Source organism: Colwellia sp. F1 (assembly GCF_056238625.1).
In genome coordinates this window covers 201054-224632 of record NZ_JBWDLI010000004.1, presented here as the reverse complement: position 1 = coordinate 224632, position 23579 = coordinate 201054, and the positions used below count along the sequence as shown (strand labels likewise).

Genomic DNA, 23579 nt, shown 5'->3' with positions numbered 1-23579 from the left:
GTCGCAGCATAATAATAGTAGCGGTAGTGTAATTCAACTTAACTGCTTATATTTTTTACCTTGTTGCAAATAGTTACATTTCATAAATATAGTGATATAAAAGGCAAGTAGCGTCAGTTAGACAACGCGCTAGTATTTAATTATCGATTTTTTTTCAAGGTTTGCTATGTGGCACATGTTGTTGTTATTTATATTTGTTTTGTCAGGTACACTAAGCGCTCACAGTGCTATAGCAAATAATATTGATAACGAATTAAAAATAATAAAAAAAGAAACAGACAAAGCGCTAGCGGTTGCCCAGCTTAGTAAGTTACTTGATACAGAAGCGCTTGATAACAAGCAACGGGTAAAAATATTACTGCAACAAAGCCATGCTTATGTCACTTTAAGTGAATTAAAAAAAGCGTTAGTTGTGATCAAGCAAGCTAAAGCACTTATTCATCCCGATGAAGTATCGTTACAGCAAGCCAGTGTTGATAAGTTAATCGGGATAATTTATTACTATCAAGGGCTCTACGACCAATCACTTATCGCTTATCAGGCAGCATTAGCTTATTTTCAACAAGAAGAATTTTCTGAAGATAACGCGATTCAAAGTGCGCATTTATTTAATAATATAGCTCTAGTCCAAACATCAAAAGGGGATGCATTTGCTGCATTAAAAGCTTACCAAGAAGCAGACGTTTTGTATCAACGTTTCGGTGATACCATGGATAAAGTTGATGTTCGCTATAATTTAGGTGTGCTTTATTTAAGCTTGCGGCGATATGATATTGCCATTGATATGTTCGAAGAAACGCTCATTAAAAGGCTGGCATTAGATGATGCTTATGGTAGAGCAAAAGCGTCGGTGGGCATAGGTGTTTCATACAAGCAATCAGGGCAGTATAAAAAAGCAGAACGCTATGTCATGGAGGCGTTAACATACTTCAAAGAGAATGGTCACCATCTCGACACGGCTTCTCAGTATCATAATATTGCAGAAATAAATTATGAACTGGCTAACTTAGACACAGCCCATAATTATGCCACCTTAGGTGCCGAGTTAAGTAAAAAAATTGGTCATCAAATGACTTACGGAGGTTGTTTACACACACTCGCCAAAATCAATTTTTATCAAGGAGATTTGGCGCGAACGCGTATGTATATGGATGAATCTAACCTTATCGCAACTACAATGGGCTTTAAGCAATTAATGAATAGTAACTTAGGCTTGTCAGCGCTCCTGTATGCTGCAGAGGGAGACTCAACAAAAGCTTTAACCACGCAATTAGCGTACGAAAAAGAGCGCTTAAAAGTAGCCAATGAAATGCTTAATGAACAAATAGCAAAATTTGAGTCTGACCAGCTAAGCCAACAAGTGAAAAGTTTAGAGCAAAGCAAACAGCTGCAACTATTACAATCAAGTAAAGAAGCACAGCAACGGCAATTAATTATTTTATTTGTGGCCTTTTTACTTGTTGTGTTATTTGTTGCTTACCGACGTTATTTGGAAAACAGACTCACTAAAAACTTAGAAAATCGAGTGAAAGAGCGCACAGAAGCGCTAGAAGTGTTGACCAAAGAGTTACAAGAGGCTAGCACCATAAAAAGTCAGTTTTTAGCCAATATGAGCCATGAAATTAGAACGCCGCTCACCGCCGTGCTTGGACAAGCTGAAGCCATCATTCATGGAGATTTTGACGACGAAAGCTTAGTCGGTGAAGTTGAAGTTATTCATAATAACAGCTTGCACTTACTGCAATTAATTAATGATATTTTAGATTTAAGTAAAATAGAAGCAAACAAATTTGAGCTCGAAAACCGGCGACAAGACTTACATCAAATTGTTGATAAATTAAATGATATGTTTACCGAGCAAGCGCAAAGAAAAAACTTATCATTTACAGTTACGCATCATTTACCAATCCCGTTTATTATTGATATCGACGGCTTACGCTTGAACCAAATTCTGATCAACCTCTGCTCTAATGCAATTAAGTTTACAAGTGAAGGCTGGGTTTCTTTAGATATTGCCATCATTAATAAAAACTTATTATTTACAGTAACGGATACTGGCATTGGAATGAGTAATAGCCAAATGGAGAAAATGTTTAATATTTTCACACAAGGTGATAACAGTATCAGTCGGCGGTTTTCGGGTTCAGGCTTGGGACTATTTTTATCAGAACAACTCGCTAATGCTATGTCAGGTAACATAACGGTTAGTAGCCAAGTAGGCCAAGGCAGCACCTTTATTCTTAAGCTACCTTTTGGCGAGGTCTATTCTTGTTTAGATCCCAACGATATTCCTAGCAATTTACCTCAAGCAATATCAAACACAAAACAGTTTACGGGTAATGTGCTGTTAGCTGATGACCACGACGACAACCGCCGTTTAATTGCCAAGCTACTGACTAATCTCGGCTTAAAGGTTATTGAAGCAGCTAATGGGCTAGAGGCCGTACAGCTATGTACTGAGCATGATTTTAATTTGGTTCTGTTAGATATTCAAATGCCTCAGATGGACGGAATACAGGCATTAGAGGCATTACGTGAACTTGGATGCAAACCCCCTATTTATGCACTAACAGCAAATGCTATGGCCCATGAAATTGCACAGTACTTAGAGCTTGGCTTTGAAGGGCACTTAAAAAAGCCGATAGAGCGAGACATATTTGTTGCCACCATTGCCCAGCATTGTCGTACAAGCGAGCCAGAGGAAGTAACAAGCCAAGCGGGCAATGGCCATGGTGCATTTGAGCAAGCAACAGATAACATTGATATGACAGAGTTCATACAATCGTTTGTTGATAATTTAAAGCAAGACCAACAAGAAGTGCTGCGTTGTAAACAAAGTAATGATCATAAAGGTTTGGCGCAGATAGCTCATAAAATTGCTGGTGCGGCTCAAATGTTTGGTTTTGCAGAGGTTTCACAAACAGCTGCTGAGCTAGAGCAAATTATTAAACAAGGCAATACAAAAATAATAGATGACCTGACCGATTGTCTCATTGATGAAATAAGCTTGGCTCAAGGTGATCGGTGTTGAGAGTGGCTATTAAAGTGATTAAGCTACAAGCTAGAGAGAAGATAACGTTATAATATCAATGGCTATTGGTGATAAAAATTAGCGTATACTTAAAGACAAGAAACTTCTGCTAACAATGGGTATACTTTTTGTTAGAGCAACTATAATTACTACTGGGATTTCAAATGGCTAGAGAACAATTTGGTATTTGTGCAGAGCCAAACCTGCATGGAAGTTATTTACTTTTTAATGTGTTAGACGATAAAAATGCTTTTATAAGAGCAGCCTTATCGCGTTTACCTGCATTACTTGATGATTATGCCGATCAGTTTTCAGAGGCTAATTTAACCGGTGTTATTGCCATCGGTGCTAATTACTGGGATGAGTTTTTTCCACAAGCGCGGCCAGCGCTACTCAAGCCATTCCCCTCTATAGCAAATGACGATAACAATGCACCAAGTAACAATGTTGATATTTATATTGAAATTCGGAGTGATCGCGCTGATGTGAATCATATTGTCTGTGCCAAAATATCACAGTTGCTGGCTGACAGTGTTGAACTAGTTGAACAAGTTCAGGCTTTTCGTTACCTCGATGGCCGAGACTTAACAGGCTTTGTTGATGGAACTGAGAACCCTCAAGGCATGAACCGAAGGAAAGTGGCTTTAGTTCAAGAAGAAGACGATGAAATTTTTTCTGCGGGTAGTTACCTACATATCCAACGTTATCGTCATAACTTAACTTTATGGCAGTCGCTAAAAGATGCAGAGCAAGAAGATGTATTTGGGCGTACCAAGCGAGACAACATTGAATATGAAAGTGATGCAAAGCCCTTAACCGCGCATACCAAACGCACTAATATAAAAGATGAAAACGGTAAAACCATTGAAATCTTAAGACAAAGCATGCCCTATGGTGATCTTAAGCAGCAAGGGCTATTTTTTGTTTCTTATTGCCACTCACCTGAACCATTTGAAATCATGTTGAAAAGCATGATACACGGCGACGAACATGGCCACGTTGACCATCTGCTTAAATACACACAAGCGGAAACAGGTGCAGCTTTTTTTGCGCCAAGCCTTACCTTTTTAACTTACCTTGCCGACCTAGAAGAAGAGTTTTTAGACAAATAATATCCGCACAATCATACTTGAGCGTCTGATGAGTAACTATTAAGGCGCTTGAGCATGAAATACTTCTGCAACATAATGCCCTTGGCTGATCGCCAACGACGACTCAGGTGCTAACTCACCTAGTTGATAAAGTGCAGGCCCTGTTGGCTCAGCTAACAGGTAATTTATGCCTTGGTGTGTTAGGGTTTTCTCGCCAGCGGTTGCAGGAATAGCAATCCCCATAAAAGCATGCTGATCAATATACACTATCACCATCGAAATTCTTGGCATTAACGCACGCAATATCGTTGCAGTTAATGTTACCTTGCTATCACAATCACCTTGATTCTCCCATAACAGTTTAGCCGGTGAATTAAAGCCCATGCCTGAAGAAGTAATACGTGACTCTAAGGTGGCGTAGGGAATCGATTGTACAAAACCTAGAACATAGTTGGTCACGTTGCGAATAGTTTTTACTGCCACCTTATCCAATATTATCGGTTTGAGCGCTTTAAAATCAATGACAGACTCATTAGCAATAGTAAGGTAATCAAACTTTATGCCAGGCTCGCCATCATAGCTGTTAAACAACTGGTAATAATTATCTTTTAAATAGTGTTGGGTTGCCGCCTGCTTTATTTCCTGAACTTTTTGATAAGCAGTGGCAATGTCTTTGTTATTTAAGCTCTTTATTTGGATCACCGTCTGCCCATTTTGCTGGACAAAAAATGCTTGTGCTTGCTCTAATGGCGTTACATTCAGCTGCTGTTTTACCGAGCGCATAATGGTTTTGTGGGCAAACTCACTTTGATAAGGTTTAAGCAGGCGGAAACGTTCAAATAAAGCAGCCTTAGCTAAGGAAAAGCTTAATGATTGTTGTTGGTTGGCATGATCAAGCCACTGGTAATTAAAATGATAATACTCATCAGCAGCCTGCTTAGAAAAACTCACTTGTTTAGCATTGGTATGAAAAACAAAAAATAAAGAAACATAAAGCGTAATTTTAATAAGGTGCACAGCAATTCCTAGTTGTAACGATTGATATAAGCTTTTGTATGCTTCATTTAGGGGAAACGAGTAATTAATTAACGCCCAATGAATACCAATTTGCAATTAACTTTCTATACTTACTCAGCGTAGTAATTATAGCAGCTTGCTATAACACTAGCTTAAGCTTTAGTAGAACATCAAGCGCCAATGGGTGATATTGACTTATTCTTTAGTCTAAAGATAAAGCTTTTATATTACCGGTGTAATGTGTGGTTAAACTTTACTTTGCAATCTATTGATGTAGAATTAAAACACGTGTTTGAATTGGTTGTTTGTTTTGGGGTGTTCCCGCTTATCGTTTTATGGGCCTGCACTGGTGAAATTAATGATTAAACTAAAGAAATGATGAGGGTATATTGTGGCTGAGTATAAAGTTCCATTAAAAGATATGAGTTTCTTGCTTTATGAAGTATTTCAAGCTGATAAAATGTGGCAAAGGCTACCTAAACTCACAGAGCAAGTTGACAAAGATACAGCACAAGCCATTTTACAAGAATGTGCAAAAATTGCTGAACAAGCGATAGCACCAATCGCTCGCCAAGGTGATGAAACAGGTGTTAGCTTTAAAGATGGTATTGTTACTACGGCACCAGGCTACAAAGAAGCATTTAACACTTACGCTGAAGGTGGCTGGACAGCACTGGGCGGCGATGTAAATTATGGCGGAATGGGCATGCCCAAAATACTCACCGCCTTACACGAAGAAATGCTTTGTAGTGCTGATATATCCTTCGCTCTTTACCCAGTACTAACCGCAGGAGCAGCATTATCATTAGCCAAACATGGCAATGAAGCATTAAAACAGCGCTACCTTACGCGTATGTATGCAGGTGAATGGTCAGCGTCAATGTGTTTAACAGAAGCGCATGCCGGCTCAGACTTAGGCATTATACGTACCAAAGCTGTACCACAAGAAGATGGCAGCTATAAGGTTACCGGTAATAAAATTTTTATTACCGGAGGAGAGCACGACCTTACCGAAAATATTGTTCACCTGGTACTGGCAAAGTTACCTGACGCACCAGCAGGTCCCCGCGGTATATCATTATTTTTAGTGCCAAAATTCCAAGTTAATGACGATGAAACACTCGGTGAACTGAATAATGTGAGCTGTGGCTCTATCGAGCACAAAATGGGTATCCACGCATCAGCAACTTGTGTGATGAATTTTGATGGTTCAACAGGCTACTTAATTGGTGATTTAAATAAAGGTTTAGCCTGTATGTTTACTATGATGAATTTTGAACGCATAGGTGTAGGTATTCAAGGTTTAGGGGCTGCAGTGCGATCTTATCAAAATGCTCTTGAATACGCGAAAGACAGACTTCAAGGGCGCGCATTAGACAGTAAACAAAATGGCGTGAGAAACCCGAACCAAGAAGCTGACTCAATTATGGTGCATGGCGACGTTCGCCGCATGCTATTAAACATGAAAGCACTTAATGAAGGCTCACGTGCACTTTCAAGTTATATATCTATGCAGTTAGATTATGCCACTTATGGTGAAGGCGAAGAGCAAGCGAAAGGAGAAGCACTCGCTGCATTAATGACACCCGTTGCCAAGGCTTTTTTTACCGACATAGGCTTTGAAAATACCGTAGCAGGACAACAAGTTTTTGGTGGTCATGGCTTTATTCGTGAGTGGGGACAAGAACAATTAGTGCGTGACGCGCGTATTACACAAATATACGAAGGCACCAATGGTATTCAAGCAATGGACTTGTTAGTACGAAAAATTGCCACATCCAAGGGCGCTATGCTCAAAGTCTTTACTGACGAAGTTAATGCCTATATAGCAGAGCATCGCCATAACGCCGCCATGGCTGAGTTTATAACGCCGCTTGCTATAGCATTAACCGACCTAACATCACTTACTGAAGACTTACTGACTAAGTCGCAAAACAATATGAATGAGCTAGGCGCTTCGGCTAATGACTACTTGCACGTTTTTGGCTACACCGCTATGGCTTATATTTGGGCCAGAATGGCTAATGTTTCATTAGTGCAGCAAGCAAATAACGGCGACAGTGGTGATGACTTTTACCAAAGTAAATTACATACTGCACGTTATTACTTTGCTCGACTATTGCCGCGTCGGCTTTCATTAATTGCTTCGGCTAAATCCGGTTGTGATTGCTTGTTTAATATTGACGACGAATTGTTTTAACTATTTTACCAGATAAAACCCCGCCTCCATGGCGGGGTTTTATCTGGTTTGCACCAATCGATATACAATATTCTGCACATTTCTCTTTACCGCTTGGTATATAAAGCGATATCCTTACATAATATTTTTTGATTTAATATCTGCTCCTAAGGCTTACTGCCTTACCTTAACTTCTTAAGCTGTGTATCAGCAGTTTTTACGTCTTTTAGGCTTATTTATTAGCATAACTTGTTATTAAATTTTAGGTTATTACTGCTAGCAGGTAGATACTCAATCGAAAAATAACTATTTATTAAACAGTCACCTGAAGAGCAAGGGAAATTATATGCCGATCGATTTAGATAAAAATTTACAATATAGGCGTAGCGTACTGCGTGTTATGTTACTGGTAGTAATGGTAGGCGGAGTAATATTTTCTGTTATTAACTTCTACCGTGGGTTATATGCATTAGCGACATTAGAGTTTATTTTTACCCTCTTCTCCTTTTTTCTCTGGCGTAAAATATTAGAAATTCGGCATTTTCAACGGTGGGTAAATGCTTTTTTGTTACCGTTTTTCACTACAGTGGTTTACGCTATGTCTGTACCAAACACCTCAGTATCGATTTTTGTTTGGATCATCGCCATTCCTATTATTTCATACCTTTTAATGGGGCGTAAACAGGGCTTCTGGGTTTCAATATGCTTTATTACAAGTGGAGTCTCGGTATACCACTATCGTTTTATTGAGGGAGGCTCGATAGTCGCCCTTGCTGATTCATTGAATATAATTCTTGGCGCTAGTTTGATGATCTCACTAGCACATGTTTATGAAGTAAATAGAGAGAAAAATGAAGTTCGGCTGCTTGAACTAGCAAGCACAGATGCACTTACAGGCTTGGCTAATAGAATGAAGTTAAACCAACAGTTTGCATTATATGCAGAATATTCAAAAAGACAGGGCTCTTCTTTAGCGTTAGCTATTTTTGATTTAGATTATTTTAAGAATATTAATGACCAGCACGGTCACCATGTTGGAGACGCCACTCTTTGCTATATCGCTAATTTTCTTAAAAGTAATGTCAGAAAAACTGATTTATTAGCTAGGTTTGGTGGTGAAGAGTTTGTTTTGCTTATTGCTGGTGCTAAAGCGCAAGCTTGTTACAAACAGGTAGACTCACTAAGACAGCAATTGAAAGATACGCCTTTTATTTATGAGGACTTAACATTAGCGCTGAGCGTCAGTGCTGGTATTGCTATTTATGGCAATGATGGCTCAAGCCTAGATGAGCTCATATTAAAAGCGGATGAACGGCTATATTTGGCTAAAGATAATGGCCGAAACTGCGTAGTGGATAGCTGTAAAGAAAACAAAATAAAGAGCTCACAAACAGTCAGTGTTAATACCTAGTTTTTGAACAATCAATTGCCGTTATAGGACGAGTATTCATTTACATGAAATCTTACTGCGGTTGTTAATTTTACTCTAAGGGTAAAGTCTTGTTACATAAATTATAAACCAGCACTTTACCCATAAAAACTCTTTTGATGATCATTTATTCTCGCTTTATGGCAGGAATGATCCACAAAAACCCACAAATTCATCCACTTCCTAAATATCTTTACCTAGCCCTTAGTTTTACTGGTGTTTTGACCAGTGTCAGTATCCTTGTTTTCGCCATTATTAACTTGACATAAGTTTGCTTTAGTTACTAAACTGTAGCATTGTGGTAAAAAGTGGGTAATTGTGGATCTTACAATTTACTACTCGCTCAATAGATAGCAAAAATAAATAACTCACTAAAAAAATTTTAGTTAATAAGGCAAGCTTCAACTATGTTCAGAGGCGCTAGCGCAATAACGCTTGACAGCAAAAACAGAATCACGATACCGACACGGTATCGTGAAGAGTTGATTGCTGATTGCCAAGGAAAAATGGTATGCACGGTTGATATTCAGCATGCATGTTTATTACTTTACCCCTTACCTGAATGGGAAGAGATTGAACTAAAACTGTGTAATTTATCAAGTATGAATAAGCAAGAGCGTTTGTTACAACAAGTGTTACTGGGCAATGCTACCGACTGCGATATGGATAAAAATGGTCGTTTACTACTTAATGGACCATTAAAAAAACATGCCGGTTTAGACAAGTCGATCATGCTTGTTGGGCAGTTAAAAAAGTTTGAAATTTGGAGTGAGTCGGCATGGGAAGCTCAACTGCAGCACGGTATAGAGCAAATTCAATCAGGTGAAATTGAGCTGACTGAACGTTTATTAGATTTATCACTATAAATAATTAAGTTAACAAGGTTATAAAAAACAACATGGAATTAGATAAAACACACATTTCTGTTTTATTAACCGAAGCGATTGATGGTTTAAATATTGATCCTAATGGTTGCTATATCGACTGCACTTTTGGTCGTGGTGGTCATTCGTCTTTAATTCTATCAAAGCTGGCGACAAATGGGCGCTTATTGGCGATTGACCGGGACATTAGCGCTATTGCTGCTGCTGAAAAGTTTCGCGACGATGCACGTTTTCAGATTGAACACCAAGGGTTTGCAAACCTTGCTGAGATTGCCGAACAGTATGAATTAACGGGTAAAGTGGATGGAATATTACTCGACTTAGGGGTTTCTTCTCCGCAACTTGATGAAGCAGAACGCGGTTTTAGTTTTATGAAAGATGGTCCGCTGGATATGCGTATGGACACTACGCGTGGGCAAACAGCAGCACAGTGGCTAGCCGTGGCAGATGTAGAGGATATTACTTGGGTACTGAGAACTTTTGGCGAAGAGAAGCATGCATGGCGCATTGCCAATGCCATTGTTGATGCGCGAGAACAAACACCGCTGACTCGCACAAGCGAATTAGCCAAGTTAATTAAAAGTACTGCGCCACAACGAGAGATTAAAAAGCACCCAGCAACACGCAGCTTTCAAGCCATTCGCATGTATATAAACAGTGAACTTGAGCAAATAGAAAAGGCCTTAGCCGCCTCATTATCAGTTTTAGCGGAAAATGGCCGTTTAGTGGTTATTAGCTTTCACTCGTTAGAAGATCGACTTGTCAAACAATTTATGAAAAAACACGCTCAGGGGAAGAAAGTGCCTCGAGGTATGCCAATTAAAGAAGATGAATTAAATAAAGGAAAAAAACTTGAGTTGGTTGGTCGCAAGTTAAAACCCAGTAAAACTGAAGTGGAAGAAAATGTGCGTTCACGCAGTTCAGTGTTACGTATTGCTAAACGTTTAGCCCACGAAGTTGATTAGTTTTGGTTCATCACGGGGTAGCGCCAAAGAATACAGGGTCAAAGCAAATGCTAGCGCTTGATATTTGGCAAGATATTATTGAGCACTTTGTTAGTTATATTTTATTACTGTTAGTCGTAGTATCAGCGTTTGCAGTGGTTTATTACACGCATATGAATAGGCAAACCACTGTGGAATTAGAGCAACTATATACACAAAGAGATGAACTAGACATTGAATGGCGCAATTTATTATTAGAGCAAAATAGCTTAGCTGAGCACAGCGCGATAGAAAGCAGAGCAAAGCAGTTATTAAATATGAAGCGCCCAGATGTCGACTCGGAAATAATCGTTACATTAAAATAAATTTTGCCGGTTGGGGCTAATACGCAATGTTATTGCTCCCCAAAATTAATTTATAAACAACCAGTAAGTACGTTAGTTAAATGCATAAACAAGCCAATAATCGCAGCAACCAAGCTACTACAACCACATGGCGTTATTACGTTGTGATAGGCTTTGTTGTCTTGATTTATGCTGGGTTGTTAGCGCGTAGTGCTTATATTCAAGTAATTGAACCTGACATGCTAAGAGAGCAAGGTGATTTACGCTCAATGCGTGTTGCCTCTCATACAGTACAGCGTGGCTCTATTGTTGACAGAAATGGGGACAAATTAGCCATTAGCGTGCCAGTAGAAACGGTATGGGCTGATCCTAAAATAATCATGGACAATAACGCCTTAGCCATGACTGAACACTGGCAAGCGCTAGCAGATGTCTTGAGCCAAGATGTTAAGGCGTTAACCGCGCGCGTGGTTCGAAGTGCAAGTAAGCGCTTTGTGTATTTAGAGCGCAAAATATCGCCCGCCATGGCCAGTTACATTCGTGAACTAAAAATACCCGGTATTTATTTGCGCAAAGAGTCCAAGCGCTTTTACCCGACAGGAGAAATCAGCGCTCACATTGTTGGCTTTACCAATGTTGATGATAAAGGAATTGAAGGAATAGAACGCGTATACGATGAAATATTAACGGGTAAAGAGGGAGTTAAACGTTTTAGAAAAGATGCGAAAGGGCGGAAGGTAGAAATACTGTCTGTTGAGAAATCACAAGCAGCCCAAAATGTTATGTTAACCATTGACCAGCGTATTCAAGCCCTTGCGTATAAAGAATTAAAGGGCGCTGTGCAGGCTTTCAAAGCGACTTCTGGCTCTGTCGTTGTTGCTGATATTCATACGGGTGAAATTTTAGCACTAACCAACAGCCCATCGTATAACCCAAATAATCGAAGCAATACCGCCATTCATCGTTTTAGAAACCGTGCCATAACAGATATTTATGAGCCAGGCTCAACCATGAAACCCCTAACGGTGTTAACGGCCTTAGAGTTTGGTACTGCTGATCTTAACACCATTGTTGATACTCATCCTGGGTGGATGCGGTTAGGTGGTCGGCGAGTAAATGACCCCATCAACCGTGGAAAGCTCTCCATTGAAGACATCTTAGTGCTCTCTTCCAACATGGGAACCACTAAGTTAGCGCTTTCGATACCGAAAGACTTTTTACTAGGTAAATTTTTTGACGTAGGTTTTGCTGATAGCACAGGCACAGATCTAGTCGGTGAAAGCTCAGGCATGATGCACGACAGAAACCGCTGGTCAAATTTCGAATTAGCAACATTGTCTTGGGGCTATGGTCTAGCGATAACACCAATGCAATTAGCGCGTTTCTATGCAACCTTAGCCAATGGTGGCATTAAGCGTGAATTTTCGATAGTTAAAAACGATACACCTGCACCAGAAGAGCGCATATTTTCTGAAAAAAACGCAGTGGCCGTTACTAAAATGCTTGAAGCCGTGGTCGATGAGCACGTACAAAGAGCAAAAGTTGATGGTTATCGTGTTGGCGGCAAAACGGGAACCTCTTTTAAAGCGGTTGCTGGCGGTTATGGTAATGACTACATAGGGTTGTTTGCCGGAGTCGCCCCCATTTCTGATCCTAAAGTAGTGGTGGTAGTGGTTATCAATGATCCAAGCGGCGACTTATATCATGGTGGTGAAGTGGCTGCACCCGTATTTTCTCGTGTAATGAAAGGAGCCTTACAAGTGTTAAATGTTGCTCCCGATGCTACTGATAAAATAGCCTTAAGCAAGAATAAAAAAACAAGTCATGAAAATGTGGCTACTCAGGAGGCTAATGATGCTTAAACCGTCTATTCACTCACCTGCTACGCAGAATATAAAACAGGCATTAAATAGCTTTGGCATTACAGCTGCTGATCAGCTTGATTTAGCTCATTATCAAGGAGATCTTACTAACGACAGCCGGCATATTAGTAGTGCAGACGGTAGGGGAGACATATTTTGCGCTATAATTGGCCAGGCACAAGACGGTCGTCACTATAATAAACAAGCAATTACTAATGGTGCCAAATTAGTGATAGCAGAATGTGAAAATAAAGCTGAACACGGTGCTATTCACTTTAGTGACGCAGCTCACCACCCAGTTGCAATTATTAGTTTTTACCAGCTAAACAAACAACTCTTTACCCTAGCAAGCGCTTATTACCAGTCGCCAGAAAAAAAACTCACCATGATTGGCATTACCGGAACTAATGGGAAAACGAGTACCAGCCAACTATTAGGGCAACTGTTAACGAGCTGTGAAAAACCTTGTGCCATTGTTGGTACCAATGGCGCAGGTATGTTTGACCACTTAACAACATTAGAAAACACCACGCCAAGTGCAACAGACTTAATGCAATTGTTTTACCGCTTTAGTGGCAGTAAAGTTAATGAAAAGCCCATCAGCCACCTTGCTATGGAGGTCTCTTCTCATGCACTTGAGCAAAATAGAATTACCAACAACACCTTTGACATTGCTATTTTTACCAACTTAAGTCGTGATCACTTAGATTACCACACCACTATGGCAGAATATGCCGCAGCGAAAAGACAATTGTTCACTGGCGAGCACAGACAAATTGCGATATTAAATGGTGATGATGCCCAAGCACAAGCCTGGTTAAGTCACTGGCCTATGCCACCTGACTCACCACAAGCTAATGTTTTGCTTTATGGAAGAAGCGATAGCGTACGTCAACAGGCAAAATTTGTGAGTTGCCGTCATATTAAACACCAGCAACAAGGGGTTGAATTCACCTTAAATACTCACTTGGGTGATATTGTTATACATACCCCATTATTAGGCGACTTTAATATTGACAACTTACTGGCGGCAATCGCTGTTTTGTTAATAGAAGGCGTTTCATTAAGCAGTATTGCGAAAAAAACAACACAACTAAGTGCCATTGCAGGCCGAATGGAAGCGTTTACCTCACCTTATTCCAAGGAACAAGCCCCCACCGCAGTTGTTGACTATGCACACACGCCTGACGCCTTAGAAAAAGCATTAATCGCTTGTCGCCAACATTGCCATGGCAACTTATTTGTTGTGTTTGGTTGTGGCGGTGACAGAGACAAAGGCAAAAGGCCATTGATGGCTCAAATGGCTGAAAAACATGCTGACTACGTCATTGTCACTAGCGACAACCCCCGTACTGAAGAACCAATGGCTATTATTGCAGATGTACTGGCTGGGCTTAACGATAAAAACCAAGCACAGGTGATTCTTGACCGAAAACAAGCGGTACTTGAAACATTAGCGAAAGCACAAGCCAATGATGTTGTGCTATTAGCTGGCAAAGGCCATGAAGACTATATAGTCGTCGGTAGCAAAAAAATTGACTATGACGAGCGTGCGGTTGTAAAAAACTTTTTTGACCGCTATCAGCCTAACAAAAATAATGACCGAGCCAATGCCTCCTCTGAAAGGGGGCTGCATGATTAGCCTATCCTTAACAACCATTGCTAATGCTGTGAATGGCCAATTAATTTGCCATGAAGCACTGAAAGCGATAACCGTAAATAATCTCGTAACAGACTCACGCAAGTTTATTGAACCCAGTGTTTTAAAACCTACTGCAGCTGCTTCCTTACCAGGGCAACAAGTTAGCAATAAACAAAGCGCTTTTTTAGCCCTTAAAGGGCCCAACTTCGATGGTCATCAATTTGCTGAGCAAGTCATTGACTATGGTTGTCGAGTAGTCGTGGTTGAAAAAGCAATGAAGCAAGTGGACAGCAGCCAAGTGGCGCAAATTATTGTTGAAGATACACGTATAGCGCTTGGTAATATAGCCGCTTATGTTAAGCAGCAAGTTGCACCTAAAACCATTGGTATCACCGGCAGTAGTGGTAAAACCACAGTGAAAGAAATGTTAGCTGCAATTTTGTCTCGCTTAGGTAATGTCTTAGCAACAAAGGGTAATTTTAATAATGATATTGGCGTACCACTCACGTTATTACGTTTAACGGAACAAGATGATTTTGCTGTGATTGAAATGGGCGCAAACCATCTGGGTGAAATTGCCTATACCACGGCCTTAGTCAAACCCGATATAGCCATGATCAACAACATCGCAGCAGCTCACTTAGAAGGCTTTGGTGACTTATGTGGCGTGGCACGCGCTAAAGGTGAAATATTTTCAGGCTTACCAGCAAAGGGGATTGCCCTGTATAACCGAGAAACAAAATATAGCCACAAATGGCAATGGCGCTTAACGGACAAGCAAGTTCGCACCTTTTCTTGTACTGGAAACAGAAACGAAAACGCCCGCATAGCAGCTAGTTGTTACAGTGAAAACATTCACTTAGACGACAATGGCTGTGCAACCTTTGATCTACAAAGCCCACGTGGGCTCTGCAGTATTACCTTAACAGTACCAGGTAAACATAATGTTTGTAATGCGGTAGCTGCGGCAGCCGCTGCAATTGAATGCGGCGCGACATTAAATGATATTCAACTGGGCTTATCACAAATGGCACCAGTGAAAGGGCGTTTAAACGTTCATCAGTTAAGTGCAACACCAGTGTCTAATGAAATGAGTCTGATAGATGATACTTATAATGCCAATGTGGGGTCGATAAAAGCGGCTATAGCCTTACTTGCCGGTTATTCAGAGCAAAAAATTTTAGTGCTAGGTGATATGGGCGAGCTTGGCAGTGAAGCGCGCAGTTATCATCAAGAAGTGGGAGAGTATGCTAAAGCGCAAGGAATTGATGTTTTATTAACCTTGGGCGTATTAAGCCAAAGCACCAGTGATGCATTTGTAGAAAAAAATAAAGCAATCAGCCGACACTTTACCGATAAAAGTGCGCTAAAAAATTATCTTGTTAACTTACTAACGAGTGAAAATAGTACAGGCCAAAAGAGTAAAATCTTAGTAAAGGGCTCACGTAGCTCACAAATGGAGTTGGTCGTTGAAGATATTATTAACTGGCATGCAAAACAACAACCAAAAAAATCGTTGTTAAGTGACAACAAGCTTAACGCAAACACACAGGATATTGCTTAATGTTACATTGGTTAGCAGAATATTTAACACAGTACTATAGTGCTTTTAATGTTTTTTCATATCTAACATTACGCGCTATTGTTAGTACCCTAACAGCGTTATTTATTTCGCTATACTTTGGCCCCAAGTTAATTCGTTATTTGCAAAGAATGCAAATAGGGCAAACAGTGCGTGACGATGGCCCTGAGAGCCATTTGTCTAAATCGGGCACGCCTACAATGGGGGGGATACTTATTTTAGCCTCTATCGTGGTCAGTGTTTTGTTATGGGCTAACTTAGCGAATATTTATGTCTGGGTAGTATTGTTTGTTGTCGTAAGCTTTGGCTTAATCGGCTTTGTTGACGACTATCGAAAAGTGATTCGAAAAGACTCAAATGGCTTAATTGCTAAATGGAAATATTTCTGGCAAACAGTAGCGGGTTTAACCACCGCTGTTTTCTTATACCAAATATCACATCCTGATCAAACCTTTTTATTGATCCCCTTTATTAAAAACGTTATGCCGCAGCTAGGTATTTTTTACATTGTCATGACTTATTTCGTTATTGTGGGCACGAGTAACGCAGTAAACCTAACCGATGGTTTAGACGGGTTAGCGATTGTGCCAACCATTATGGTGGCTGGTGCGCTTGCGTTTTTTGCTTATGTAACGGGTAACGTTAATTTTGCCGGTTACTTAAATATACCTTATATAGGTTTAACCTCTGAGTTAGTGGTGGTTTGTACCGCAATTGCTGGAGCAGGCTTGGGTTTTTTATGGTTTAACACCTATCCAGCGCAAGTGTTTATGGGCGATGTTGGCTCATTAGCGCTTGGCGCAGCATTAGGCGTTATCGCCGTATTAGTAAGACAAGAATTAGTATTATTTATTATGGGTGGTGTGTTTGTTATTGAAACAGTATCGGTAATTTTACAGGTAGGTTCATATAAAATGCGTGGCCAAAGAATATTTCGTATGGCGCCTATTCATCATCATTACGAGTTAAAAGGCTGGCCAGAGCCAAGAGTCATTGTACGCTTTTGGATAATCTCATTTATTTTAGTCTTAATAGGATTAGCCACATTGAAACTTCGTTAAGCAAAAGAGTGCTTGTAGCCAGATAAATGGGTGATAAGCGCATAAATAGTAGTAAATAAATATTAAAAGTTAAAAGTAAACGACAATAAGAGAAACTATAACAATGTCATTGTTAACCGACTTAAAACATAAACAAATACTCGTGCTAGGCGCTGGCATCACAGGCATGTCCTGTGTTCGCTACCTTAGTGCGCAGGGTTTGTGTTTTGCGGTTAACGACTCGCGCAACAACCCTTTTTCACCCCCTTATAATGAACAGCAATTTGCTAAAGACTTCCCTACAGCAAGTTTACATTTAGGTCAGTGGCATAAGGAATTAATTGCCAATGCAGACGTTATTATTGTTAGCCCTGGCATTGACTGCACAGCGGGTGAAATTAGCCATCATATTAGTGAAGACTGCCAAGTGATAGGGGATGTTGAGCTCTTTTGTCAACTTAACCAAGAGCGCAGTATCAAACAAGGCAAAAAGCCTATTGACATATTAGCGGTTACTGGCTCAAACGGTAAGTCTACGGTGGTATCGTTACTGGCATACTTAGCAAAATGTTTAGGGGTTAATGCTCAACTGGGCGGCAATATCGGTCAGCCGGTCTTAGATATTTTCACCAATGAAGTCATAGCACCTCAGCAAACAAGTGAAAGCTTACCAGATTTAATCATACTGGAATTATCGAGTTTTCAATTAGAAACATTACGCAGTATGCGAGCCATCGCAACCAGCGTATTAAACGTTAGTGATGACCATCTTGACCGTCACCAAACGATGGAAAACTATCAAAACATTAAGCAAAGTATTTATCAGCAAGGGAAATTGGCCGTTGTTAACCGTGATGATATCGCCACTATGAGTCCTAATCAGGCTCAACCTACTTTTTCTTTTGGCAGTGATGCGCCGACTGAAGAACAGTTTGGTATTTTGAGTATAAACAAACAAGCGCATTTGGCTTTTGGTAAACGAGGGCTGATCGCTTTAGCGCATTTACCTTTAGCAGGTATGCATAATGCTTTAAATTATTTGGCGGCATTAGCATTGGGGTACAGTGCTGATTGGTCGTTAACAGACATGGTAGGACATTTAAAAGGTTTTACCGGCCTAGCACATCGTTGTCAGCGCATTACTAGTGCAGATAATATCGTTTGGATAAACGATTCAAAAGCGACCAATATAGGCGCAACTATTGCCGCAATTACCGGTTTAGCGCAAACCTTTACAGCAAAAGACAATGACGCCCCCCAGTTAATCCTTATTGCCGGAGGCGATGGTAAAGGTGCTGATTTTACGCCTTTAAAAGCCCCTTTAGCACAATACGTTAGCCATGTTATTACCCTTGGTAAAGATGGCGACCGCATTGCTGCATTAGTGACTAAGCAAAGTAATGTACATAAGGTAGCGTCTTTAGTGGAAGCTGTGCAGGTGGCAAAACAGCAGGCGAATGCTGGTGACTTTGTCTTGCTTTCACCAGCATGCGCGAGTTTAGACATGTTCAAAAGCTTTGTTGACCGAGGCGAGCAATTTATAACAGCAGTGACGCAACCAACAAGGGGGCACTCATGAAAGTTGCTACAGTCGATGAAAGCGCCCTAGAGCCAACCACGATGCCAGCACAGGGAATAACAGCTAAAAAAGCTACCAAAGCAGAGCAGCAAGGCAGGTTGGCGGACATCTTTGCGTTTGGGACAAGTATTAGCAACAGCCGTGTTTTTAGCGTTTTTAAAAGCGAGTCAGCGCCGAAAAGCGGCATGGTGTTTGACCGCAGCTTTGTTGTGTTAGCACTCGTGATGTATATGATTGGATTGATCATGGTTGCAAGCTCGTCCATGCCTGTGGCAGAAAGGTTATTTAATAACCCCTTCCACTTTGTCATTCGGCATGCGATCTATATTGTACTGAGTTTAGGTATGGCAGGTGTTGTTTTACAGGTGCCGATGGCGTGGTGGCAAAAGCACAGCAGCTACTTCCTGCTATTTGCTATTGTGTTATTAGTTTTAGTACTCGGTGTTGGGCGATCTGTTAATGGTTCAACTCGATGGATTAGCATAGGCCCTATTACAGTGCAGGCAGCAGAGCCGGCAAAATTATTTTTCTTTTGTTATTTAGCTGCTTATTTAGTGCGACGTCGTGACCAAGTAATGGAAAACTGGCGAGGCTTTGCTAAACCTTTAATTGTTTTTGGTTTGCTGGCAGTTTTAATCTTAAAGCAGCCAGATTTAGGCACAGTGATTGTAATGTTTGTTACTACCTTTGGCTTGCTATTTTTAGCCGGTGCTAAGCTATGGCAGTTTGTGAGCTTAGCCTCGGTTGGTGTAGCAGCACTATCACTGCTCGCCATTTTTGAGCCTTATCGCTGGCGTCGAATAACCAGCTTCTTAGATCCCTGGGAAGACCCTTTTGGGAGTGGCTATCAATTAACACAGTCTTTAATGGCCTACGGGCGTGGCGAAACTTTTGGTCAAGGCTTAGGTAATAGTATTCAAAAGTTAGAATACTTGCCCGAAGCCCATACTGATTTTGTCATGGCGGTAGTGGCGGAAGAGTTTGGTTTTATTGGTGTAGCATCTATTTTAATCTTGAGTATGGTGTTGGTGTTTAAAGCACTAATGCTAGGGAAAAAAGCGTTAGCTAAAGAGAAGTTCTTTGAAGGATTTTTCGCATATGCTATCGGCATTTGGTTCTGCTTTCAGGCAGCGGTTAATATTGGCGCAAGTGCAGGGGTGGTACCAACAAAAGGGTTAACCATGCCGCTTATTAGTTACGGAGGTAGCTCTATGATCATCATGACGCTGGCGGTGGTGATTTTAATTCGTATTGACCACGAATTACGCATGCAAAGTATTCAAGCAACCTCGTCAAAAAGAAAGCCTCGAAAAACTGGAGGCAACAATGAGCAATAGTATGCCAATAACAAACGAGAAAAAGCCAAAAACAATCTTAGTGATGGCTGGTGGTACCGGCGGGCATATTTTTCCGGGGCTTGCGGTTGCAGAACAACTAAAAAATGAGGGCTGGTGTATTCATTGGTTAGGAACCGCTGACCGTATGGAAGCAGCAATAGTGCCGGCTAATGGCTTTGATATATCTTTCATTAGTATCAGTGGTTTACGGAAAAAAAACATTAAAACTTGGCTAAAATTACCGTTTAAATTAGCAAATTCAGTATGGCAGGCACTTTGTGTTATAAAAAAAGTTCAGCCAGATGTGGTTTTAGGTATGGGCGGCTATGCTAGCGCTCCAGGTGGCTTGGCTGCGTGGCTAATGAAAAAACCACTAGTAGTGCATGAGCAAAATGCTGCACCAGGGTTAACTAATCGTTTGTTAGCACGGATCGCCAGTCAAGTTTGTTGTGCATTTCCTAATGCTTTTGCCGATAAGGTTGAAGCGCAGGTGGTCGGTAACCCGTTAAGGGCAAGCATTGGCGCACAAAGTCAAGAGATTAAAAATGCGACAACAGTGCTTAAAAAGAGCCGTAATATTTTAGTGGTAGGTGGCAGTTTGGGGGCACAGGTTTTAAATGAAGTAGTACCGCAAAGCTTTGCTAAGTTAGTTAGCCAAAGTGAGGAAGAACCTAAGCCAGCACAAAATGAAAATCATAGCAAAGACAGAAATGGCCAAGATTTCATGAGTAAAAGCACTTTACCCTTTAATGTTTGGCATCAAACCGGTAAAGGGAATTATCAAGGGGTTATTGAACGCTACAACCAGTTACACTTAGCCGATGGGCAGGTCAAGGTAACTGAGTTTATCGACGATATTGGTTGTGCTTATCAGTGGGCAGATATTGTTATTTGTCGAGCAGGCGCATTAACGGTATCTGAACTAGCCATGGCAGCAAAGCCCGCTATCTTAATTCCATTACCGCATGCTGTTGATGACCATCAAACAAAAAATGCCCAGTATTTAGTGTCTCGAGGGGCTGGTATCTTAATCAAACAAAATGACTTAACCAATGAGGTATTAGCTAAGAGATTAATTGCATTATTCAATGAACCACAAACATTAACAAAAATGGCTCAATCGGCTTTTGCCGCAGCTGATGCCAATGCAACCAATAAAGTGGCAGAAATTTGTCAGCAACTAGCCGCAGCATAGTAAAAAAATGAGTAACTATATGAGCCCAAAGGCAATGAGTAAAAACAAAAATAACATACCAGAAATGCGTCGCGTTAAACGTATCCACTTTGTTGGTATTGGTGGTGCGGGTATGGGCGGTATTGCTGAAGTCTTATTAAATGAAGGTTATCAAATATCAGGCTCTGATATTGGCGAAAATCAAGTGGTTAAGCGCTTACTGGCACTTGGCGCAATAATTACCATTGGCCATGCCAGTGAAAATATTGAGCATGCTAGTGTTATTGTGGTTTCTACAGCAATTAATCAAGACAACCCAGAGTTAGTGGCTGCTAAAGCGTTACGTATACCCGTTGTTCGTCGCGCTGAAATGTTAGCCGAGCTGATGCGTTTTCGCCATGGTATTGCCATTGCTGGCACCCATGGAAAAACGACCACAACCAGTTTAATTGCCAGTATTTTTGCCCAAGGGCAATTAGATCCTACGTTTGTTATTGGTGGTTTGCTCAATAGCGCTGGTACGAATGCACGTTTAGGTAGTAGCCGTTATTTAGTAGCAGAAGCTGACGAAAGTGATGCTTCATTTTTACATTTGCAGCCAATGGTTTCGGTAATTACCAATATCAATGCAGACCACATGGAAACCTATCAAGGTGACTTTGAAAAAGTCAAAGGCACCTATATTGAATTTTTACACAACCTACCCTTTTATGGTTTAGCCGTTGTGTGTATAGACAACCCCGCTGTACGTGAACTATTGCCGCGTATTAGTCGTCAAGTAATTACTTATGGCTTTTCTGAAGATGCCGATATTCGCGCTGCTAATTACCAGCAAGACGGTAGTGTTAGCCACTTTACGGTAGAAATAGCGGGACAACCGCCACTTGATATGAGCGTTAATTTACCTGGACAGCACAATGTACTTAATGCACTAGCAGGGATTGCTGTTGCCAAAGATGAAGGTATTGCAGATGAAGTTATTTGCCAAGCTCTCACAGAGTTTGCCGGCATAGGACGGCGCTTTGAACAGCTTGCCGACTTAAAAACACCGGCAGGGAATATGGTGCTCGTTGATGACTATGGACATCATCCAAGTGAAGTCAAAGCGACAATAGCAGCGATGAGGTCGGGCTGGCCAGATAAACGTTTAGTGATGGTATTTCAGCCACACCGTTATTCCAGAACACGAGATTTATATGAAGACTTTGTTGAGGTACTTTCAGAGGTCGATAGCCTATTTCTCCTAGATGTTTATGCTGCAGGTGAAGCGCCAATTGTAACAGCAGACAGCAAGAGTTTAGCACGCTCAATTCGCCAACGAGGGCAAATTGAACCGGTTTACGTAAGTAACCCAGAGATGTTACCGGAACTATTGCTAGCACAATTACAAGATAACGATATGGTAATAACACAAGGCGCGGGCAGTATTGGTACCATCGCGAGGGATTTATCAAATAACCCATTACTAGTGCAAGAAGAGATTAAGTAAATGACGAAACAAGCCCTAGTGGCAATAAAAAAAGAAGTCATTGCTGTACTTTACGGTGGTAATTCAGCAGAGCGAGAGGTATCACTTAACTCAGGTAAAGCCGTTGCTAAGGGGCTTAAACAAGCCGGATTTAACGTGGTGTTATTTGACACTAAATATACGCCATTAACCGAATTGGTTGAACAAGGCATTAAACGAGTGTTTATCGCGTTACATGGCAGAGGTGGTGAAGACGGCTGTTTACAAGGGGCGTTAGAGTATTTAGGTATTCAATATACCGGCTCTAATGTTTTAGGGTCAGCGTTATCAATGGACAAGGTGCGCAGTAAACAAATTTTTAAAGCCTGCAATATACCTACGGCAGCTTTTGCTGTTGTGTGTAAGGAAGACTTTGCCACACTGAATATTGGGCAACTACTACAAGGGCTAGGTGGTAAGGTCATGGTGAAGCCTGCTCATGAAGGTTCAAGTATTGGTATGGCGATGGCTGATAGCGAAGAGAAATTAAAGCATGCATTAATTGCCGCCTTTGGTTTCGATGGTGATGTTTTACTAGAAGCTTGGATCGACGGCCCTGAATACACAGTGGCCATTTTGGCTGACGAGGCACTGCCGGCAATACACATGGAAACACCACGAGAATTCTATGATTATGAAGCAAAATATCAATTGAATAGCACGCAGTACCATTGCCCGTGTGGTTTAGCCAAAGCGGAAGAGGACAAGATTAAAGCACTTTCATTACAAGCATTTAAAGCAACAGGTGCAAGCGGTTGGGGCCGTGTTGACCTGATGCAAGACAGTCATGGAAATTGGCAAGTATTAGAAGTAAATACTGTACCAGGTATGACAGAAACATCGTTAGTACCCAAGGCAGCAAAAGTCTATGGCTTAACTTTTAGTGAATTAGTCGCACGTATCGTTTTAGCATAATTTGGCACCGTTTAACTTAAGA

At 40.9% G+C, this 23579-nt stretch carries 17 protein-coding genes; 16 read left to right on the top strand and 1 reads right to left on the bottom strand.

Going from position 1 to position 23579, the window contains the following annotated elements; genetic code table 11:
• Positions 1-175 precede the first annotated feature (175 nt).
• Positions 176-3031, top strand: coding sequence for a response regulator (locus AC0UA9_RS05425; RefSeq protein WP_475658034.1), 2856 nt, complete (start codon positions 176-178; stop codon positions 3029-3031).
• A 164-nt stretch (positions 3032-3195) separates the two neighbouring features.
• On the top strand, positions 3196-4143 hold the full coding sequence (locus AC0UA9_RS05420; protein WP_475658032.1) for a Dyp-type peroxidase: 948 nt from the start codon (positions 3196-3198) through the stop codon (positions 4141-4143).
• Positions 4144-4182: 39 nt separating this feature from the next.
• Here AC0UA9_RS05420 and AC0UA9_RS05415 read toward each other — a convergent pair whose 3' ends face one another.
• Entirely contained in the window at positions 4183-5235 is a 1053-nt protein-coding gene (locus tag AC0UA9_RS05415; protein ID WP_475658030.1) for a hypothetical protein, read from the bottom strand.
• 295 nt (positions 5236-5530) lie between these two features.
• Between AC0UA9_RS05415 and AC0UA9_RS05410 the strand changes: the two genes are divergently transcribed.
• From AC0UA9_RS05410 to AC0UA9_RS05345, 14 genes are all read left to right on the top strand, one after another.
• Positions 5531-7339 (top strand): acyl-CoA dehydrogenase C-terminal domain-containing protein, encoded by a 1809-nt coding sequence (locus AC0UA9_RS05410; RefSeq protein WP_475658028.1) that lies wholly within the window; start codon positions 5531-5533, stop codon positions 7337-7339.
• A gap of 325 nt (positions 7340-7664) precedes the next feature.
• Complete coding sequence (locus AC0UA9_RS05405; RefSeq protein ID WP_475658025.1) at positions 7665-8729, top strand: GGDEF domain-containing protein; 1065 nt, start codon at positions 7665-7667, stop codon at positions 8727-8729.
• Between the two features lie 425 nt (positions 8730-9154).
• Positions 9155-9613 carry a division/cell wall cluster transcriptional repressor MraZ gene (gene mraZ, locus AC0UA9_RS05400; protein WP_475658023.1) on the top strand — a complete coding sequence of 153 codons (459 nt, stop codon included), beginning with the start codon at positions 9155-9157 and terminating at the stop codon, positions 9611-9613.
• 32 nt (positions 9614-9645) lie between these two features.
• Positions 9646-10596: a 16S rRNA (cytosine(1402)-N(4))-methyltransferase RsmH gene (gene rsmH / locus AC0UA9_RS05395; protein ID WP_475658019.1), complete on the top strand. Its 951-nt coding sequence runs from the start codon at positions 9646-9648 to the stop codon at positions 10594-10596.
• A gap of 47 nt (positions 10597-10643) precedes the next feature.
• Positions 10644-10940, top strand: coding sequence for a cell division protein FtsL (ftsL, locus tag AC0UA9_RS05390; RefSeq protein WP_475658017.1), 297 nt, complete (start codon positions 10644-10646; stop codon positions 10938-10940).
• An 80-nt stretch (positions 10941-11020) separates the two neighbouring features.
• Positions 11021-12781: a penicillin-binding transpeptidase domain-containing protein gene (locus AC0UA9_RS05385; protein ID WP_475658014.1), complete on the top strand. Its 1761-nt coding sequence runs from the start codon at positions 11021-11023 to the stop codon at positions 12779-12781.
• Positions 12771-14423, top strand: a complete 1653-nt coding sequence (locus AC0UA9_RS05380) for a UDP-N-acetylmuramoyl-L-alanyl-D-glutamate--2,6-diaminopimelate ligase (RefSeq protein ID WP_475658012.1) — start codon at positions 12771-12773, stop codon at positions 14421-14423. Before AC0UA9_RS05385 ends, AC0UA9_RS05380 begins: the two co-directional genes overlap by 11 nt.
• Entirely contained in the window at positions 14416-15987 is a 1572-nt protein-coding gene (locus AC0UA9_RS05375; RefSeq protein WP_475658009.1) for a UDP-N-acetylmuramoyl-tripeptide--D-alanyl-D-alanine ligase, read from the top strand. The genes AC0UA9_RS05380 and AC0UA9_RS05375 overlap by 8 nt, the downstream gene beginning before the upstream one ends.
• Complete coding sequence (gene mraY, locus AC0UA9_RS05370; protein WP_475658007.1) at positions 15987-17066, top strand: phospho-N-acetylmuramoyl-pentapeptide-transferase; 1080 nt, start codon at positions 15987-15989, stop codon at positions 17064-17066. Before AC0UA9_RS05375 ends, mraY begins: the two co-directional genes overlap by 1 nt.
• 103 nt (positions 17067-17169) lie before the next feature.
• The gene (gene murD, locus AC0UA9_RS05365; RefSeq protein WP_475658004.1) at positions 17170-18624 is read left to right on the top strand and encodes a UDP-N-acetylmuramoyl-L-alanine--D-glutamate ligase; all 1455 of its coding nucleotides are present in this window, start codon (positions 17170-17172) and stop codon (positions 18622-18624) included.
• Positions 18621-19961 carry a cell division protein FtsW gene (gene ftsW / locus AC0UA9_RS05360; protein ID WP_475658002.1) on the top strand — a complete coding sequence of 447 codons (1341 nt, stop codon included), beginning with the start codon at positions 18621-18623 and terminating at the stop codon, positions 19959-19961. Before murD ends, ftsW begins: the two co-directional genes overlap by 4 nt.
• Entirely contained in the window at positions 19951-21156 is a 1206-nt protein-coding gene (murG, locus tag AC0UA9_RS05355) for an undecaprenyldiphospho-muramoylpentapeptide beta-N-acetylglucosaminyltransferase (RefSeq protein WP_475658000.1), read from the top strand. The genes ftsW and murG overlap by 11 nt, the downstream gene beginning before the upstream one ends.
• A 19-nt stretch (positions 21157-21175) precedes the next feature.
• Positions 21176-22624: a UDP-N-acetylmuramate--L-alanine ligase gene (gene murC, locus AC0UA9_RS05350; RefSeq protein ID WP_475658188.1), complete on the top strand. Its 1449-nt coding sequence runs from the start codon at positions 21176-21178 to the stop codon at positions 22622-22624.
• Positions 22625-23557, top strand: a complete 933-nt coding sequence (locus AC0UA9_RS05345) for a D-alanine--D-alanine ligase (protein WP_475657998.1) — start codon at positions 22625-22627, stop codon at positions 23555-23557. It begins immediately after the preceding gene.
• The last annotated feature ends 22 nt before the right edge of the window (positions 23558-23579 follow it).

What these genes read in the sequence shown, in the direction of transcription:
- AC0UA9_RS05425 (WP_475658034.1), top strand. Translation starts at nt 176, where the DNA reads ATGTTGTTGTTATTTATATTTGTTTTGTCAGGTACACTAAGCGCTCAC.
- AC0UA9_RS05420 (WP_475658032.1), top strand. Translation starts at nt 3,196, where the DNA reads ATGGCTAGAGAACAATTTGGTATTTGTGCAGAGCCAAACCTGCATGGA.
- AC0UA9_RS05405 (WP_475658025.1), top strand. Translation starts at nt 7,665, where the DNA reads ATGCCGATCGATTTAGATAAAAATTTACAATATAGGCGTAGCGTACTG.
- mraZ (WP_475658023.1), top strand. Translation starts at nt 9,155, where the DNA reads ATGTTCAGAGGCGCTAGCGCAATAACGCTTGACAGCAAAAACAGAATC.
- rsmH (WP_475658019.1), top strand. Translation starts at nt 9,646, where the DNA reads ATGGAATTAGATAAAACACACATTTCTGTTTTATTAACCGAAGCGATT.
- ftsL (WP_475658017.1), top strand. Translation starts at nt 10,644, where the DNA reads ATGCTAGCGCTTGATATTTGGCAAGATATTATTGAGCACTTTGTTAGT.
- AC0UA9_RS05385 (WP_475658014.1), top strand. Translation starts at nt 11,021, where the DNA reads ATGCATAAACAAGCCAATAATCGCAGCAACCAAGCTACTACAACCACA.
- AC0UA9_RS05380 (WP_475658012.1), top strand. Translation starts at nt 12,771, where the DNA reads ATGATGCTTAAACCGTCTATTCACTCACCTGCTACGCAGAATATAAAA.
- AC0UA9_RS05375 (WP_475658009.1), top strand. Translation starts at nt 14,416, where the DNA reads ATGATTAGCCTATCCTTAACAACCATTGCTAATGCTGTGAATGGCCAA.
- mraY (WP_475658007.1), top strand. Translation starts at nt 15,987, where the DNA reads ATGTTACATTGGTTAGCAGAATATTTAACACAGTACTATAGTGCTTTT.
- murD (WP_475658004.1), top strand. Translation starts at nt 17,170, where the DNA reads ATGTCATTGTTAACCGACTTAAAACATAAACAAATACTCGTGCTAGGC.
- ftsW (WP_475658002.1), top strand. Translation starts at nt 18,621, where the DNA reads ATGAAAGTTGCTACAGTCGATGAAAGCGCCCTAGAGCCAACCACGATG.
- murG (WP_475658000.1), top strand. Translation starts at nt 19,951, where the DNA reads ATGAGCAATAGTATGCCAATAACAAACGAGAAAAAGCCAAAAACAATC.
- murC (WP_475658188.1), top strand. Translation starts at nt 21,176, where the DNA reads ATGAGCCCAAAGGCAATGAGTAAAAACAAAAATAACATACCAGAAATG.
- AC0UA9_RS05345 (WP_475657998.1), top strand. Translation starts at nt 22,625, where the DNA reads ATGACGAAACAAGCCCTAGTGGCAATAAAAAAAGAAGTCATTGCTGTA.